We start from the raw sequence: 15,599 nt of genomic DNA, 5'->3' as shown, positions 1-15,599 counted from the left end.
CCCGCTTCGGGAAGGAGCGACTCACCCTGACCTCCAGACAGATCGTCTTTTTTCTGTCACGATGAAGAAATGCGTTTGCGTTTTCGATCACTTGTCGCGGCCGTTTCCCTTGCGGTTGTCGTGGGAGCGGTCGGTATCACCGTGCCAGCCACAGCCGCCACTACCTACCCGAGCTGGGAGGACGTGACGAACGCGCGGGCGAACGAGTCGGCCAAGCAGGCACAGATCGAGTCCGTGAAAGCTTTGATCACGTCACTCCGCGATGCATCCGCTGCCGCCCAGACAGCTGCAGTAAGCGCAGCAACCGACTACCAGGACGCACTGCTCGTCGCGCAGGAGGCCGAGCAGGCGTCAGCGGACCTGAAGACCCAGCTCGAGAATGCGCAGGCCGCTGCCGCAACTTCCGCCCAGCAGGCGGGCTCGATGTTCGCGCGGATGGGACGTACCAACACGTTCGACGTCACCGCGAGCCTGCTGGTCGACTCCGAGAACGCCGATGACACGCTGTACAAGCTCGGGGCGATCGACAAGCTCACCGGTCTGTCCTCGCAGCTCCTCGACGATGCCCGCCAAGATGCGAACCAGGTCACCTCGCTCAGTGAGCAGGCTGTGGTCGCAGCTACGGTGCTGGAAGAAGCCCGAGCAGACTCCGAAGCGAAACTGAAGGGGGCGGAAGACGCCGCTGCCGTCGCAGCGGCCGCGGTGGCCGAGCAGGAGGAGCACGAGGAAACGCTCCTCGGACAGTTGTCCTTCCTCGAAGGTGAGACGGCGACCGTCGAAGCCGGCTACGCTGCCGGCGTCGAAGCTGCCAGGAAGGCTGAGGAAGAGCGGAAAGAGCGCGAACGTGCCGCAGCTGCCAAGGCCGCCGCGGAAGCCGCCGCTGCCGCCGCTGCCGCGGCCACGAAGAAGAACACCGGCGGTGGCGGTGCCAGCACCAGCGGCGGTGGCGGCGGCTCGAATGCCGGCGCGACAGGTACCTACTTCCAGCCGTCCGCCCAGGGCTGGTGGCGCCCGCTGCCCGGCTACATCAGCTCCTGGTACGGTCCCCGCCCGATTCTCTGCGGCGGCACCGGCTGCTCGAATTCATTCCACTCCGGCATCGACTTCGCCGACGGCTGTGGCACACCGATGCGGGCAGTGGCCGGTGGTACCGTCACGTCCGCGGGGAACGCAGGCGCGTTCGGTAACCGGGTGATCATCGACCACGGCGGCGGTGTGCAGTCCCGCTACGGGCACATGCAATCCGGTTCACTCCGGGTGAGCGTTGGCAGCCAGGTCAGTGCCGGTGCTTTCATCGGGAACGTCGGAGACAGCGGGGTCGCGACCGGCTGCCACCTCGACCTCAAGATTTATGTCGGCGGCGACCACACCAACCCTGCCCCGTTCCTCCGCGCTCGCGGCGTCTCGATCTAGGAATACCGGCCGCTGCCCGTGCATCGAGCGACGCGCTAGGCTGGACGGGTGACTGGAGACAACCTGCTTGGAGTGCCGGAGACTCGCCTGCCGGCGGAGCCGGAGGTCGTCGACGCCATCGACCGTTCAACGACGGTCGATGACATCGCCGCGGTCGTGGCAGAACACCCCACGTCATCACTCGCCTGGGCTCGACTCGCCGAAGCCTCATTCGACTCGGCTCACCCGGTCGCCGCGTATGCCTATGCCCGGGTTGGCTACCACCGCGGGCTCGACGCGCTCCGCAAGGCGGGTTGGCGAGGACAGGGTCCTGTGCCGTGGTCGCACGAACCCAACCAGGGTTTCCTCCGGGCACTGTACGCGTTGCGCAACGCGGCGGATGCCATCGGCGAAGTCGACGAAGTAACTCGGCTTACCGAGTTCCTGCGTGACGCCGATGAGACCGCGCCAGCACGGATCGAAACTGAGGGTCTGCCCCTCGAGCCGCCGCCCTCGACTGAAGTGTTCTTCATTCGAGGACAGGAGTAGCTCGACCGAGTCGCCGGCCCGCCGGCGTCACACTATTTTCCACGCCAAGAAGGAGCATCCGCCATGCCAGCAATCGTGATCGTCGGCGCCCAATGGGGCGACGAGGGCAAGGGAAAAGCAACCGACCTCCTCGGCAGCCGGATCGACTACGTCGTGAAGTTCAACGGCGGTAACAACGCCGGCCACACGGTTGTCGTCGGCAATGAGAAGTATGCGCTGCACCTTCTGCCGTCCGGCATCCTGACGCCTGGGGTCACCCCCGTCATTTCGAACGGTGTCGTCATCGACCTCGAGGTGTTGTTCCACGAGCTCGAAGCTCTGTCCGCACGGGGCGTGGACGTGTCACGGCTCAAGGTTTCGGCGAACGCCCATGTGATCACCCAGTACCACCGCACGCTCGACAAGGTGACCGAGCGGTTCCTCGGCAAGCGCCAGATCGGCACCACCGGTCGTGGGATCGGGCCGGCTTACGCCGACAAGATCAACCGCGTCGGCATCCGGATCCAGGACCTGTTCGACGAGAACATCCTGCGGCAGAAGGTCGAAGGCGCGCTCGACGTCAAAAACCACATGCTGCTGAAAATCTACAACCGTCGTGCCATCTCGGCCGATGAGATCGTCGAAGATCTGCTGTCGTACACCGAGCGGTTGCGGCCGATGGTGGCGGACACCGCTCTCGAGCTCCACCAGGCGCTCGAGCGCGACGAGATCGTGCTGTTCGAGGGCGGTCAGGCGACGATGCTCGATGTCGACCACGGAACCTACCCATTCGTCACGTCGTCGAACGCGACGTCCGGAGGGGCAGCTACCGGTTCCGGTATCGCGCCTAATCGGATCGACCGCGTCATCGCCATCGTCAAGGCGTACACGACTCGCGTCGGGGCCGGACCGTTCCCGACCGAACTGTTCGACGCATCCGGAGAACACCTGCGCTCGCGCGGATTCGAATTCGGGACGACCACGGGGCGCCCGCGCCGTGTCGGTTGGTACGACGCCCCGATCGCTCGCTACTCGGCGCGGATCAACGGGGTGACCGACTTCGTTCTGACGAAGCTCGACATCCTCGACGAACTCGAGACCATCCCGGTGTGCGTCGCGTATGACGTCGACGGCGTCCGGCACGAGGAGATCCCGGTGTCGCAGTCGGACTTCCACCACGCGACCCCGATCTACGAGGAGTTCCCGGGCTGGAAGCAAGACATCTCCGGTTGCCGCCGATTCGAGGACCTGCCGAAGAACGCTCAGGACTACGTGCTCGCGCTCGAAGCGATGAGCGGATCGCGCATTTCAGCGATCGGCGTCGGCCCCGGCCGTGAAGCGATCGTGGTGCGCCACGACCTGATCGACTAGAACGGCGCTGGGTCCGCTTCGGGACCTGCATCTGTGGGCGGGGGAGCTGACCCCGGTTGGTCCAGTGATTCAGGTACATGAGTCGGATTGGGTGACCGTTTCGGCCTGGCTTCCGGGATCTCGCTGACCGCTGCGGTCGACTCTGGTTCTGCCGCGGCGGCCCCGTCTGCTGCCGCGGTATTCTCCGCCGCGGGCTTTCGTGGCCGGAACGGCCGCACTTCGTTCTCGGGGAACGTGACGTACTGGCGGCCGTTGGGAGAGGTCCAACGGAGTTCGCCCCCGCCCATCTGTTCCACCTTCCAGGTGGTGTCGTGTTTGAGGCGATGGTGCTTCGGGCAGAGCATAGCCAGGTTGTCGAGTTCGGTCGGGCCGCCGAACTGATGGTCGTACGTGTGGTCGACGTCGCAGAAAACGGCGGCACGGCTGCATCCCGGGAAGCGACATCGATGGTCGCGGTAGCCAAGGAACTGCCTCATTCTCTTGGTCGGCTTGTACTTCGTGGTTCCCCATGACATGGCGGCACCGGTCTCGGGGTCGGTGAGAACCCGGGTGAACGACTTTGCCTGGCCGACCAGCCGGCGCGCAGTTTCGATATCGACCGGTCCGTACCCGTCGAGGGTGGCTGGCTCGTCGCTCCTGCCGAGCAAGGAAAGAATCGGTACTGTGATCGTGACGTTCGGCCTGACCCTCCGAAATGCGGCGCCCGGTTCGGCGCCGGCCGTGCCTGCCTTCTCGGTCGACGGGGCCTTTGTCGTTTTTTGAGCCTCTGTGGTCGCTGTCGCTTGTGTCGCCTTCGTGGTACTCGAGGTACTCGAGGTGCTCGGGGGTCGATCGCCAATCAGGCCCGCGAACAGTGCATCAGCGCACACATCGGCGTCGAGCTGACCCAACGTGCGCGACTCTGCGACGCCCTGCAGGCTGACGGACTGGGTTCGGATCGAGGTGTAGAGCGCCCCGGCGATGGGGGCTGTCGTGTAGAGGTTCAGCCAAGCCATGCCATCTCGGGCCGGGACGTATTCGACCTGGCGGTCGATGGCGCACTTCTCTCGTCGGGCGATGGCCGATTCCGGGCGTAACCGCTCACGGAGGGTTCGCGCCTTCTGGCCGAACCGGGCGGGAGTCAGGTTACGCGCGAAGGGGAGCGCGGCCTCTTCGAATTGCGCCGTGGCATCCGGATCGAGGGTCGCGATCTGATCGATCAGAAGTTGTGCGTGACGATACGATATCTCGCCCTCGCGGAGCGCTGCGAGGGTACGTGGCAGGCTATGCATGAGCGCTTCGCTCTCGTCGATCAGCGCGATCGCTGTGCGCTCCGGGATTCGGAGCTCGCAGGCGACTTCAGCGACGAAAGCCCGGCGGGCAAGATCCTGCCGCTGTGCCGAGGAGAAGTTCTTGCCGACCGTGATCACCGCTTCTTCGGTCATCAGTGCGACGCGCCGGGCCTGGTCGATGAACTCGGCCTTCCACGCCGACTGCCGGGCGCTGAGGCGATCGATTTGCGAGACGCACGCGAGAAGAGAGCCGGAGGCGTCGGCGATCATCGCGGCGGTGCTGGGCGCAGCCGACTCCTCGTCGGGGGTTTCGTCGGAGGCGGCGCCTGTGCTTTCCATGCCTCAAGTCAACACCACACCCCTGACATTAGTTCGAGCCTCGCGCCTTCTGTGGAGACCCGAGACTCGAACATCAGTTGCGGAGGAATCCGCCGTTGTGGGGGTTACCAGAAGTGCGCGACGTCGACCACCAGCCGACTTCCAGTGCCAGGCCCGTCGAGGATGAAGGCCCGGAACGGAAGACGTGCCCGGACGCCCAGCCCGAAGTTCGACTGGCCTTCGAAGCTGCCCGCGTAGGCGACCTGACGGAAGGTCGAGTAGCCCGTCACGTTGACCAGCTCTCGCCGGTTGCTCGGGACATACGTCGGTGACATGCCCGGGCCGCCGTTTGGTGCGGTTGCGATCACCTGCAGGTCGGCTGCGCCTCTCAAGGCGACAGCGGTTCCCGTACCGACCTCGCGAACCACGTCCACGTACCTCACGTCATAACCGCGGACGTCGCCGTAGACGTCGATGACGAGACGGTCGAAGCACGGATGCTGGCCGGCGCGCACGTTCGCGATCGATGCGTTCTCGGATCCGACAAGATGGCTCTCGGGGAGCGAGCCCCAGGTGATGCCGCAGTATGGGGCGGCGGTCGCAGCAGGACCGGTCGACACCAGAAATACGGCGCCGAGCAGCATGCTGATCAATAGTGCTAAGGAACGCTTCATTGCGATCCACTTCTCCTTAGAGTTCAGCCCCCAAGAGTGAAACCCCCCGAGTTCGATCCCCTCAGCGCAGATGATACGCCGGAGATTTCACCCGGGGCAGAGCCGAAATATCACGGTTCGGGTGTCAGTGTCCGGGGGTTGGAACGAGGTCATCGCACCGTGACGTCGTAGGCCAGGTGGACGATTGCTTCCTTGCAGGCATCCTGGTTGACGGACTTATTGCCGAAACCGATCGAAGCGCCGCCGAAAGTCGTCGCTTCGCCGCCAGTGAGGCTGCGGTCGACCGGCATGTCAGGCGCCGGGAGGACGTAATCGGTGGAATCGCAGCTGCCGTCAACGGCGTTCGCGGCTTTCGATACGGAGACGATTCGGACGGTGACGGACTCGATGTGGAGAGCCGCCCGGCCCGTGTTCGTCACGACTCCCTCGATGGCTGCCGGTGCGATCCCAGGAGCCATGCCAACCATCGTCGACGTCTGCTCGACGGTGATCGACACGCCGGTCGCCGGGTCGGCCGCGCACTGGGATGAAGCAGCTTGAGCCGGAGGCGCCGCGACAGTACCAACACCGAAGAACGCGAGGCCGACGAGGACTGCGGCGGCGACCATGCCACCCTTTCCAGCTTTGTGGCGACGGCGGCCAAGCAGAAGGAAAAGGAGGCCGAGAACGACGAGCCCAACGGCGAGGAGGATCAGTGTTGGCGAAATGGATCCGCCCGTGGTGGCGAGGACGGTGCAGGGCACCAGGGTCGCTTCCGCAGTCGAGAACATCAGGAGCCCGTGCTTTCGTAGGAAGGTTTGGTGGCAACGAGCGGCTCGGTCGATTCAATCGACTCACTCTGCGGGGCGACTGTCGGTACTGGCGGATCCGCTGGAGCCAGGACCTGCGCGGGCTCCGTTGCCAGGGCGAGCGCGGGTGTCGCCGTCACGGCCGGGGTGGGCTTGGGCGCTGGCGTCGGTTCTGGTGAAGGTGCCGGTGCCGGTGCCGAAGTAGTAACCGGTGCTGGTGCCGGGGTCGAAGTAGTAGAGGCTGCTGTTAGCGAGGTACTCGATGTGGCGGCCCCAGAACCCTGGGAGTTCGGTGAGCTCAGGCTGACCTTATCTATTGCGACCATCCCCGCGCCGGTCGCCGAGATTTCCGGTGCGCCGGCCTTCGAATCGCCGAAGTAGATATCAGTACCGGAGGTGTTGGCGAGGATGGTCACGGTTGTGATGCTGGCTCCCTCGCGACTGGCTGCGAAGAGAGCCGAGCCGGTCTTCGAGTTGGTGGCGAGAGATACCACGATGCTTTCGGTCGTGACCACAGCATTGCCGAAACGGTCCTGGAACTGCACGATGATTGGCCCGATGGTTGCCCGGGTGGGAAGTGTGGCTGGACTGGATCCCTCTGGCACTTTGAAGCCGAGGTGCGTACCGGCAAGGGCGGTCACCGTGGCCATCTGTGTAGCGGTGAGCAGGCCTGCTCGTGCGGTGATAGTCGGAGTGCCGGCCTTCTCATCGCCGTAATAGAACGTTGCCGAGGATGAACCGCCTGGAATCGTCATACTGGTGACGCCAGCTCCACCGCGTGTCAACGAGAAGGTTTTTCTACCCGTGGAGTCGGATGCAAGCGTGAGCACAGTCCCGCCTGCGGGAGCATCCATGGGAAAGCCGGAATCATCCTGGAGTTGCACGGTCAACGGCCCCAAGTCGGCCCGGTCCGAGGCGGGACCAGATACCGGGGCAGTCAGGAAGACGAGCCTCGTGGCGACCTTCGTGGTCACCGTGACGGATCCACTCGATGCGCTCATCGCCGTCCAGGAGCGGAACGCAGCGGTTACCGAGTATGTGTAAGTACCGTCAGGCGCGCCCACATCCGTGCACGAGGTGAGTGTGAGCAGCGAGTCGGGGCTGGAGCCGCAGGCTGCTGTGGTCATGCCGCCGGATGTTCGTGTGACGAAATAGCCAGCGGGCGTCGGCGATCCTGCGGAGCCGGTCCAACTGACAGCCACGTCTTTGGTCCCAGACGCGGTGACATTCGTCGGAGGGAGGAGCGTCCCGGTAGCGGCGTTTGCTTTCGTGCTACCAGTCGAGGTCCAGTAAGCCGATGCTGGCGGGACGTTGGCGAAGAGTGTCATCAAGAGAACCACGATCAGAGTGATCGCTACTGTTCCGGCTCTCAGCGCGCGGCGAAGCATGGGAGCGCCGAGGATGCCATGCGACGGGCGGGTGCTGAGTACGGAAGACATGAGACCTTCTTCAAGCAGTATCAGGGGCGAATCGGGGAAGAGTGCCCCGGTGAGCAGACCAGCCGAAGGCATGGCGGCTCACCGGGGGCATCAGCAAAGGGACGACTAGCCGGCCGTGATGACCAACGGGACGTCAGCGCCCTTGCAGGCGTCCTGGTTCTCGCCAGTGTTGATCATCTGCACCGTGAAGGAGCCGTTGACGGTGGCGTTAGCGGCGATCTGACCTGTTGCGATGGTGGCAGGGCTCACGGTGTAGTCGTCAGCAGTACATGAAGCGTCTAGCGCCGTGGCGAAACGAGTCTCTTCCCAACCGGGCTTCACCGAGACGTTGACATATGCCAGGTTCTGCGTGCCGGTACCAACGTTCTTCACGGAGAAGTGGTGCGTCTGTGTCGGGCCGTTAGGCGAGAGAGCTCCTCCCGTGGTCGTGGTCTTCACAATCTCGAACGCGACGCTGGTGCCCGTCGTGGCAGATCCTTCGGCGACACCCGTCGACGTCCAGTACGCGAATGCCGCGCTTCCGCCGCCGGCCACGAGGAGCGCTGCGGTGGTGATGGCGATGAGCTTCTTGCGGTTCTTGATCTTGGCCATGAGAGATTCCTTCAGTGGTGAGGGGATAGTGCGCTGATGCGCCTCTTGGCACCGTCCGGCGCCTCTTGGTGGCAAGCATCCGGTCGTGGCCTCAGGATTGACCCTCGTTCACCCCCAAACGTTGCTCAGGATCATCGACCGTGAGAATCAGCGCGTCCACGACCGGCTTTGAGGCGCGAAGACTCGGGGATTTCGCAATATCAGAGTCACCCGCAATGGGGATACGCAGACCAGGCCAACCGTCATGGCGGCGCCTGTCCACGCCCTCGAGTTCGGCACTGTCTTGCGGCTATCTTGATGATTTCCCGCGATGATGCTCTCGATTGTGACACCCAGACAAACACGGCGTGTCGCGCAGGCGAAGCGCCACTAGAGTGGCAGCAGTTCGATCCGATTGAACGTGACAGCGCTCACACTGGAGTGCGCAGCAGGTCCGGGGGGAAATCGCACCATGGCAGAAGACATCCGCCGCACCGCCGTGGTGATCGAAGACGACGGTGACATCCGGAGCCTCGTCGAAACCGTCTTGCGGCAGGCCGGCTTCGAAGTCGCCTCCACTGCGAGCGGTACAGAGGGCGTCGAACTCGTCCGCGCGAACAAGCCGACGATCATCACCCTCGACATCGGTCTCATCGACATCGACGGACTCGAGGTCGCTCGTCGGATCCGCCTCTTCACCGACTGTTACATCGTCATGCTGACGGCGCAGTCCGACGAAGCGGATCTCCTCTTCGGGCTCGAGTCCGGAGCCGACGATTACGTCATCAAACCGTTCCGTCCGAGGGAGCTCCGCGCTCGCATCGAAGCAATGCTGCGCCGCCCCCGAATCAGTGGTGCTTTCGACACGGATGCCGCCGCGCCACGTGTCGTGCCGGCGAGCGTTCCCGAGATGCAGACAGCGCCGCCTCCGACAGGTGCAACGGAACCCGCGGACGACGAACTCACCTACAGCCATAACGGACTCAAACTCAACGCTGACACTCGCACGGTGGAACTCGACGCGGTCGAGCTCGACCTCACCCGTACCGAATTCGATCTCCTCCAGACGATCTTGCACAGCAAGCGTCGCGTGCGCTCCAAGGCCGATCTCGTCCGCAAACTGCGGGACGACGAGTACATCGTCAACGACTTCGTCAGTGAATCGGAGGAGCGCTCGATCGAAGTGCACCTGGCGAATCTGCGACGGAAGCTGTCAGACGACCCGAAGCATCCGCGCTGGATCGAAACAGTCCGGGGCGTGGGATACCGGCTCCCGCCGAGCCGGAGCTGACACCGGCTCAGGACGCCTGGCCCTGGTCCCGCACGTCAGCCAGCGCAGCGAGCGTCTGCTCGCCGACGAGGCGCAGGGTCTCGATCAAGGCAGGTGCGCCGTCGATCCGGTTCGATTCGACCAGGCTCTCCAGGCGGGCTCCGCACCCGCTCAGCCGACTGGCCCCCACCATCTGACACGACACTTTGATGCTGAGGGCGCTGTCCTGAAGGGCAGCGAGATCCCCAGCCCGAACGCTTTCCTGAGCGCGACGCAACCGCGTGGGCCACAGGCTGATGAAAGCTTCGAGGAAGGCGTCGAGTCCCGCCTCGTTGTGATCCAGTTCGTCGAGGAGGACGTCGAGCACAGCGAGGTCGAGTAGAGGCGGATGCCCGGTGTCGTCAGGAGCGAACGTTGTGGCTAGGGGGAATATCACCACGTTCGCCAATCCTGAGTCGATCACCGGGCATCTGCCCGAAAGCGGTATTCGGGTTGCCGCTTGAATAGATACTCCGCCCCGATTGTCAGGATTCCGGGTGCCCCACCCTCAAGTTTTGCCAAAGACGCGACGCCAGTTCGGGGGGACAGGGATGCGTGCAGCAGGGGTCAGCGCGACGTCACCTGGGAGAACCGGCGGATGCTCAGGGGGACGAAGATGACAAGGATGATCACCACGCCGATCAACACGGCGAGCGCGGGGTTCTGCTGGACCCAACTGGAGCCGACCGGTGTGCCAGCGGGCACGTTGCCGAACAATTGGCGGGCCGCCTGCACGAGCGAGGTGACAGGGTTCCACTCGGCGAAAACCCGCAGAGGCCCCGGAAGTGTCTCAGCGGGAACGAAAGCGTTCGAAATGAAGGTGAGGGGGAAGAGCACGAGGAAAGAGACGTTGTTGATGACCTCCGGGCTCCGGACCGTCATGCCGAGGAAGGCCATCACCCACGACAGGGCATACGCGAAGAGCAGCAGCAGAACAACGCCTGCGACGGCCTCGAGCAGACTCGACCGGATGCGCCAGCCCACGACGAAGCCGGTCGCCATCATCACGCCCATCGAGATGCTGTTGATGAGCAGGTCCCCGTTCGTTCGCCCGATCAGCACCGCGGATGGGCTCATCGGCAGGGTGCGGAACCGGTCGATGATCCCGTCCTTGAGGTCCTGCGCCATCGCCGATCCCGAATAGGTCGACCCGAAGACAACAGTCTGCGCAAAGATGCCGGCCATGATGAATTCGTTGTATGTGCTCCCTGGGATGTCGATGACGCCCGCATACACATAGGTGAACAGCAGCACGAACATGATGGGCTGCAGGGTTGTGAAGACGAGAATGTCCGGCACCCGTTTGATCTTGATCAGATTCCTGCGGGTCGTGATCCAACCGTCGTTGAACCAGCGCGCGACAGGCCCGGGCCGGGCCGGGGCATCCGGTCGTATCGCCGTCCCGACGGTCACGGGGCCTTCTCCTTCATCGGCTCTGCCTCGAGATCCGCGGTGGTGGTGTGCCCCGTCAGTCGCAGGAACACGTCGTCGAGTGTGGGGCGGCGCATGCCAGCGTCGAAGAGCGCGACGTTCCGCTGCTCGAGGTCCCGCAGGACGAACTGCAGCGCCTCCGGTCCGCTCGCGACGCTGACGGTGACCGTGCGCGAATCGTTCGACACCGCAGGTTCCGAGGTTCCGTAGCGGCGCAACACCTCCACCGTGGCGGCGGTGTCGTCGGGAGTGACGAGGTTCAGTTCCACCCGCTGCCCGCCGACGGATGCCTTCAGCTCGTCGGCCGTGCCACTCGCGATCACTTTTCCCTCGTCGATGACGTTGATGTCGTCGGCGAGCTGGTCCGCTTCTTCCAGGTACTGGGTCGTGAGCAGCACGGTGGTTCCTTCGTTCACCAGGGAGCGGATGATGTCCCACATGCCCAGGCGGCTTCGCGGATCGAGACCGGTCGTCGGTTCGTCAAGGAACAAAACTTCAGGCTGGGTGACGAGGGCGCCGGCAAGGTCGATCCGCCGCCGCATTCCGCCTGAGAATCCTTTGACGGGGCGGTTCTGCGCCTCGGACAGGTCGAACAGCGCGATGAGCTCCTTTGCCCGCGCCCGCGAGGCTCGCGCGCCCAGATGATAGAGCCGACCGACCATGTCGAGGTTCTCGAATCCGGTGAGGTTCTCGTCGACAGCGGCGTATTGGCCCGAAACGCCGATCATCGGGCGGATCGCCTCCGGGCGGCGCACCACGTCGATGCCGCCGATCGTCGCCGTCCCGCTGTCGGGAACGATGAGCGTGGTGAGCACCTTCACCGCCGTCGTCTTCCCAGCACCGTTCGGCCCGAGCACAGCGGTGATGGTGCCACGCGGCACACTGAGGTCCAGCCCGTCCAGTGCGTGGACAGGATTGGCGCCCTTGGGAGTGTATGTCTTTGTGAGGCCAGAGGCCTCGACGAAATTCATCCTCCGACGGTACTCCTCGACCCCGTCGGGTCAACAGGTACTCAATGGAAAATCTCAGACGACGCTGAAGCCCTCAGGCAATCTCTCCCGCCCGGTCAACGCCATCAGTACCTGTTCGCCGTCGCCTTTGCGGGCGGCGATGCCGGCGGCGAGGGCAGCGGACTCCTCGATCAGGTCGGGGTCGAACCGAGCCTCCTGACCGGTTGCGCGAGCGATGTCGATCGAGTGCACGACCAGCTCGAACACCCGAGTCCGAAGGTATTCCTCGATCGGGATGCCCATGCCACCGAGCGAAACCAGGCGCGACGGCTCCTGCGCGAGGATCAGGCCGAGCGCCTTGTCCTTCAGCGCCTCGATCCGCGCGACCTGGTCGTCGCCGAGCGCGATTCCGGCCTCGACCCCGCGTTGCGCGATCGCCTCCGGGTTCGTGTACACGAGGTAGATCTGCCCGTAGTAGTCGCCGGCGGTTTCCATGTCGACCTGACCGGCCGGATCGAGTTCGAGGTACTCGCACACGGTGATGAGGGCACGAGCGGTGTGGCCGACGAGTGATCGCACACTCCACACCCCGAGTCCCGGCGTCTCCCACTGGTCAGATCGGATGCCACGGACCAGGTCCACGAAGACGTCGGCGGCGCGGGAGAAACTGGAGGCTGTGCCCATGCCCCATGGTTGCACGAACTGCTGCCAGACTGAAAGACATGGCACAGCTCGAGGTTCCCAACCCCCTTTTCTGGCTCGGGTCGTACACCGAAGACGCCGGTGGTTCCGGCGAGGGGGTCACCGCATTGCGGCAGGAGGACAGGGGGACGCTGCATCCGTTGTCGTCGTCTGCCCTCGACTCGCCCTCGTTCCTCGTCACCCATCCGACGCTCCCGGTCGTCTATGCGGCCCTCGAGCACTCCGGCATGGTCGAGGCTCTCGTCCGGCGAGGCGAGTTCGGTCTCGTGCCGCTCGGCCGGCCGATCGAAGCGGGCGAAGCGGTCTGCCAGCTCACGGTGACGCCCGATGGCTCCGCCCTGATTGCGAGCTGCTACGGCGACGGACGCGTCGTCGTCTTCGCCCTCGCCGCCAACGGTTCGTTCACCGCCGATGGCGTCGTTGCTGTCCCGTCAAACGATCCGTATGGCAACCCGCTCGCCGCGCAGGCGGCGTCGGAAGAGCCCGTCGACTTCGGGGATGACCCTTTCGCTGAACTCGCACTCCGCAAAGCAGTGACGGATGCCGCCCTCGACCGGCAGTCCCGAGCCCACGCCTCGCTCGTTCTGCCCGAGGGCCGCGTCGCCACGACGGATCTTGGCCACGACACGGTGCGGATCTGGGCCCGCACCGGCACGCGGCTTTCGCTCGGCCAGGAAATCGTGCTCCCGTTCGGCGTCGGCCCGCGCCACCTCGTCGCGCACCCGTCGGGCCACGTGCACCTGGTCACCGAATACTCCAACGAAGTCTTCACGCTGGGGCGGGGCGACGACGGGCGGTGGCGCGTCGTCGCATCCGTTCTCGCGACAGCTGACTCGATCGAGGAGGGCGACAAGGCCTCGGAGATCAGCCTCGCCGCCTCCCGCGACCAGCTGCATGTGTCGATCCGGGGAACGAACCGGGTTGCCACTCTTGCGATCTCGGGTGACGGGTCGACCCTCCGGGCGGTTGGGGATGTCGACAGCGGCGGCGACGGGCCTCGCCACCACGTCGAGTCCGGGGAGCTGCTTCACGTCGCCAACGAGCGGTCGGGGGATGTGGCAAGCTTCCGCCTCGATGCCCGCGGGGTGCCGTCCAAACGTATCGGAACGGTCGAAGTCGGTTCCCCGGCCTGCCTCGTCCGGGCCCGTCTCTAGACTGTTCCGGTGACAGCAACGATTCCCCGCCCTGCGCCCCTTCTCGGACGATTTCTTCGGCTGGACCCGATGACGGAGGACGACTTTCCCGGGCTGTTCGACGCCATCGCCGTTCCCGAGGTTTTCGCCGGCGGTTACGGGGGAGGGCCGGCCGGGTTGCCGCGTGACCCGGACGGGTTCACGACGTTTGCTGCCGGATACTACAACCGCGGAACCAACCAGTCGTTCACGATCCGCCTCGCGGGCGGGGAGGCGGACGGGCTCATCGTCGGCACCTCCACCCTCGGCGACTTCGACCAGGCGAACGAGCACGCCCATCTCGGCTGGACCGCGTACAGCCCGCGCGTCTGGGGTACAGCGGTCAACGCCGAGGCGAAGTTGCTGCTTCTCGGACTCGCCTTCGACTCGGGATTCGGGCGGGTGAAAATTCAGGCGGATGAGCGCAACGAACGGTCGCGTGCGGCGATCGCCGGGATCGGGGCCACTTTCGAAGGCCTGATCCGCCGTGACAAGAGACGAGCCGACGGCAGCTGGCGCACTACCGCCCAGTTCTCGGTGATCATCGACGACTGGCCCGATGTCCGTTCGCGCCTCGAAACACGACTGTCCCGCCAGAACGAACCTGTCGTTCCCCGTCCGTCCTGATCGGGCAGGATGTTGCGGTGCCGTGGCCGGAATCCGCCAGTGTGACTGCGATGCGCTCGCTAGATTGACGGGGTGACCACTTCCAGCGCTACCGGCCGTTCCTCTCAGGCCGCGGCGACCTCGCCGAATCCAGCCGCCGTTGCCCCGCCACGGATCGTCCTGCAGTTCGTCGGGATGGGACTGATCTGGGGGGCCAGTTTCCTGTTCATGAAGGTTGCGCTCGAGGGCGTCTCCTTCGGCCAGGTGGCGTGGACCCGCATCGTGCTCGGTGCCGTCACCCTCGGCATCATCGCACTGGTCACGCGGGTACGGCTGCCACGCCAGCCGATCGTCTGGTTGCACTTCGCGGTCATCTCGGTCACGTTTTGCGTCGTGCCCTTTCTTCTGTTCGCATGGGCGGAGCAGTACATCTCGTCCAGCCTCGCCTCGATCCTCAATGCGGTGACCCCGATCACGACGGCGATCATGGCCACCCTTGTGTTCCGGGTGGAGAAGCTCAATTGGGGCCAGATCCTCGGTGTGCTCGTCGGCATGGCCGGAGTCGTCGTCATCGTCGCGCCGTGGCAGGTCGGCGCGCTGCTCGGCGACTGGCGCGGTCAGCTGGCGTGCCTCGGAGCAGTGACCTGCTACGGCTTCGCGCTCGGCTACCTCCGCAGATTCCTCGCGCCGTACAAGGTGCCCTCGATCACCTCGGCCTTTCTGTACATCGGTATGGCGGCGGTGATCATGCTGCTCCTCACTCCGGTGGTGGCGTGGCATCCGGTGCAGCTCGACGTCTGGGTCGTGATCAGCTTGATGGGTCTCGGCGTCCTCGGTACCGGCGTGGTCTACATCCTGAACATGAATGTGCTGACGGCGTGGGGCCCCACCGCGACCAGCGGGGTGACCTACGTGACCCCGGTCGTGGGGGTGATCCTCGGCGTCCTTCTCCTGCAGGAATCGCTGAGCTGGCACGAACCCCTGGGCGCCGTGCTCGTGTTCCTCGGTATCCTGCTCACCCAGCAACGCATCCGGTTGCGCCGACGCGACCCTGTGGTTTAGCAAGGCCACCTCTCGC

General features: G+C 64.8%; 16 protein-coding genes. 7 read left to right on the top strand and 9 right to left on the bottom strand.

Features of this window, described 5'->3' with window-relative positions; translation table 11 throughout:
- Positions 1-69: 69 nt before the first annotated feature.
- The 3 genes from ACLQ62_RS00570 (at position 70) to ACLQ62_RS00560 (ending at position 3,291) form a co-directional block, all read left to right on the top strand.
- Positions 70-1,413 (top strand): M23 family metallopeptidase, encoded by a 1,344-nt coding sequence (locus tag ACLQ62_RS00570; RefSeq protein ID WP_411719713.1) that lies wholly within the window; start codon positions 70-72, stop codon positions 1,411-1,413.
- A gap of 48 nt (positions 1,414-1,461) precedes the next feature.
- The gene (locus ACLQ62_RS00565) at positions 1,462-1,941 is read left to right on the top strand and encodes a DUF3151 domain-containing protein (protein ID WP_411719712.1); all 480 of its coding nucleotides are present in this window, start codon (positions 1,462-1,464) and stop codon (positions 1,939-1,941) included.
- A 63-nt stretch (positions 1,942-2,004) separates the two neighbouring features.
- Positions 2,005-3,291, top strand: a complete 1,287-nt coding sequence (locus tag ACLQ62_RS00560) for an adenylosuccinate synthase (protein WP_411719711.1) — start codon at positions 2,005-2,007, stop codon at positions 3,289-3,291.
- On the opposite strand, the gene ACLQ62_RS00555 is transcribed toward ACLQ62_RS00560, so the two are convergent.
- From ACLQ62_RS00555 to ACLQ62_RS00535, 5 genes are all read right to left on the bottom strand, one after another.
- Positions 3,288-4,901: a DUF222 domain-containing protein gene (locus ACLQ62_RS00555; protein WP_411719710.1), complete on the bottom strand. Its 1,614-nt coding sequence runs from the start codon at positions 4,899-4,901 to the stop codon at positions 3,288-3,290. The two genes, ACLQ62_RS00560 and ACLQ62_RS00555, sit on opposite strands and share 4 nt — an antisense overlap.
- A gap of 104 nt (positions 4,902-5,005) precedes the next feature.
- The gene (locus tag ACLQ62_RS00550) at positions 5,006-5,554 is read right to left on the bottom strand and encodes a hypothetical protein (protein ID WP_411719709.1); all 549 of its coding nucleotides are present in this window, start codon (positions 5,552-5,554) and stop codon (positions 5,006-5,008) included.
- A 149-nt stretch (positions 5,555-5,703) separates the two neighbouring features.
- Positions 5,704-6,324 carry an LPXTG cell wall anchor domain-containing protein gene (locus ACLQ62_RS00545; RefSeq protein WP_411719708.1) on the bottom strand — a complete coding sequence of 207 codons (621 nt, stop codon included), beginning with the start codon at positions 6,322-6,324 and terminating at the stop codon, positions 5,704-5,706.
- Positions 6,324-7,781, bottom strand: a complete 1,458-nt coding sequence (locus tag ACLQ62_RS00540; RefSeq protein WP_411719707.1) for a hypothetical protein — start codon at positions 7,779-7,781, stop codon at positions 6,324-6,326. Before ACLQ62_RS00540 ends, ACLQ62_RS00545 begins: the two co-directional genes overlap by 1 nt.
- 105 nt (positions 7,782-7,886) lie before the next feature.
- Positions 7,887-8,372 carry a hypothetical protein gene (locus tag ACLQ62_RS00535; RefSeq protein WP_411719706.1) on the bottom strand — a complete coding sequence of 162 codons (486 nt, stop codon included), beginning with the start codon at positions 8,370-8,372 and terminating at the stop codon, positions 7,887-7,889.
- A gap of 451 nt (positions 8,373-8,823) precedes the next feature.
- Between ACLQ62_RS00535 and ACLQ62_RS00530 the strand changes: the two genes are divergently transcribed.
- The gene (locus ACLQ62_RS00530) at positions 8,824-9,642 is read left to right on the top strand and encodes a response regulator transcription factor (RefSeq protein ID WP_411719705.1); all 819 of its coding nucleotides are present in this window, start codon (positions 8,824-8,826) and stop codon (positions 9,640-9,642) included.
- Between the two features lie 7 nt (positions 9,643-9,649).
- Here the strand turns inward: ACLQ62_RS00530 and ACLQ62_RS00525 are convergent, their stop codons facing one another.
- The 4 genes from ACLQ62_RS00525 to ACLQ62_RS00510 all read right to left on the bottom strand — a co-directional run bounded on the left by ACLQ62_RS00525 (position 9,650) and on the right by ACLQ62_RS00510 (position 12,725).
- Positions 9,650-10,060, bottom strand: a complete 411-nt coding sequence (locus tag ACLQ62_RS00525; protein ID WP_411719704.1) for an Hpt domain-containing protein — start codon at positions 10,058-10,060, stop codon at positions 9,650-9,652.
- 167 nt (positions 10,061-10,227) lie between these two features.
- A complete protein-coding gene (locus ACLQ62_RS00520) occupies positions 10,228-11,073 on the bottom strand; it encodes an ABC transporter permease (protein WP_411719703.1) in 846 nt (281 codons plus the stop codon).
- Positions 11,070-12,062 (bottom strand): ATP-binding cassette domain-containing protein, encoded by a 993-nt coding sequence (locus tag ACLQ62_RS00515; RefSeq protein WP_411719702.1) that lies wholly within the window; start codon positions 12,060-12,062, stop codon positions 11,070-11,072. Before ACLQ62_RS00515 ends, ACLQ62_RS00520 begins: the two co-directional genes overlap by 4 nt.
- Before the next feature lie 54 nt (positions 12,063-12,116).
- Entirely contained in the window at positions 12,117-12,725 is a 609-nt protein-coding gene (locus ACLQ62_RS00510) for a maleylpyruvate isomerase family mycothiol-dependent enzyme (RefSeq protein ID WP_411719701.1), read from the bottom strand.
- Between the two features lie 38 nt (positions 12,726-12,763).
- Between ACLQ62_RS00510 and ACLQ62_RS00505 the strand changes: the two genes are divergently transcribed.
- The 3 genes from ACLQ62_RS00505 to ACLQ62_RS00495 all read left to right on the top strand — a co-directional run bounded on the left by ACLQ62_RS00505 (position 12,764) and on the right by ACLQ62_RS00495 (position 15,583).
- Entirely contained in the window at positions 12,764-13,897 is a 1,134-nt protein-coding gene (locus tag ACLQ62_RS00505; RefSeq protein ID WP_411719700.1) for a lactonase family protein, read from the top strand.
- Positions 13,898-13,906: 9 nt separating this feature from the next.
- A complete protein-coding gene (locus ACLQ62_RS00500) occupies positions 13,907-14,542 on the top strand; it encodes a GNAT family N-acetyltransferase (RefSeq protein WP_411719699.1) in 636 nt (211 codons plus the stop codon).
- A 72-nt stretch (positions 14,543-14,614) separates the two neighbouring features.
- The gene (locus tag ACLQ62_RS00495; protein WP_411719698.1) at positions 14,615-15,583 is read left to right on the top strand and encodes a DMT family transporter; all 969 of its coding nucleotides are present in this window, start codon (positions 14,615-14,617) and stop codon (positions 15,581-15,583) included.
- Positions 15,584-15,599 lie beyond the last annotated feature (16 nt).

It is taken from the genome of Mycetocola sp. (assembly GCF_046716805.1).
Lineage (GTDB): Bacteria > Actinomycetota > Actinomycetes > Actinomycetales > Microbacteriaceae > Mycetocola_A.
Note: the sequence above shows the minus strand (reverse complement) of the source record. Positions and strands in the feature narration are given on the sequence as shown.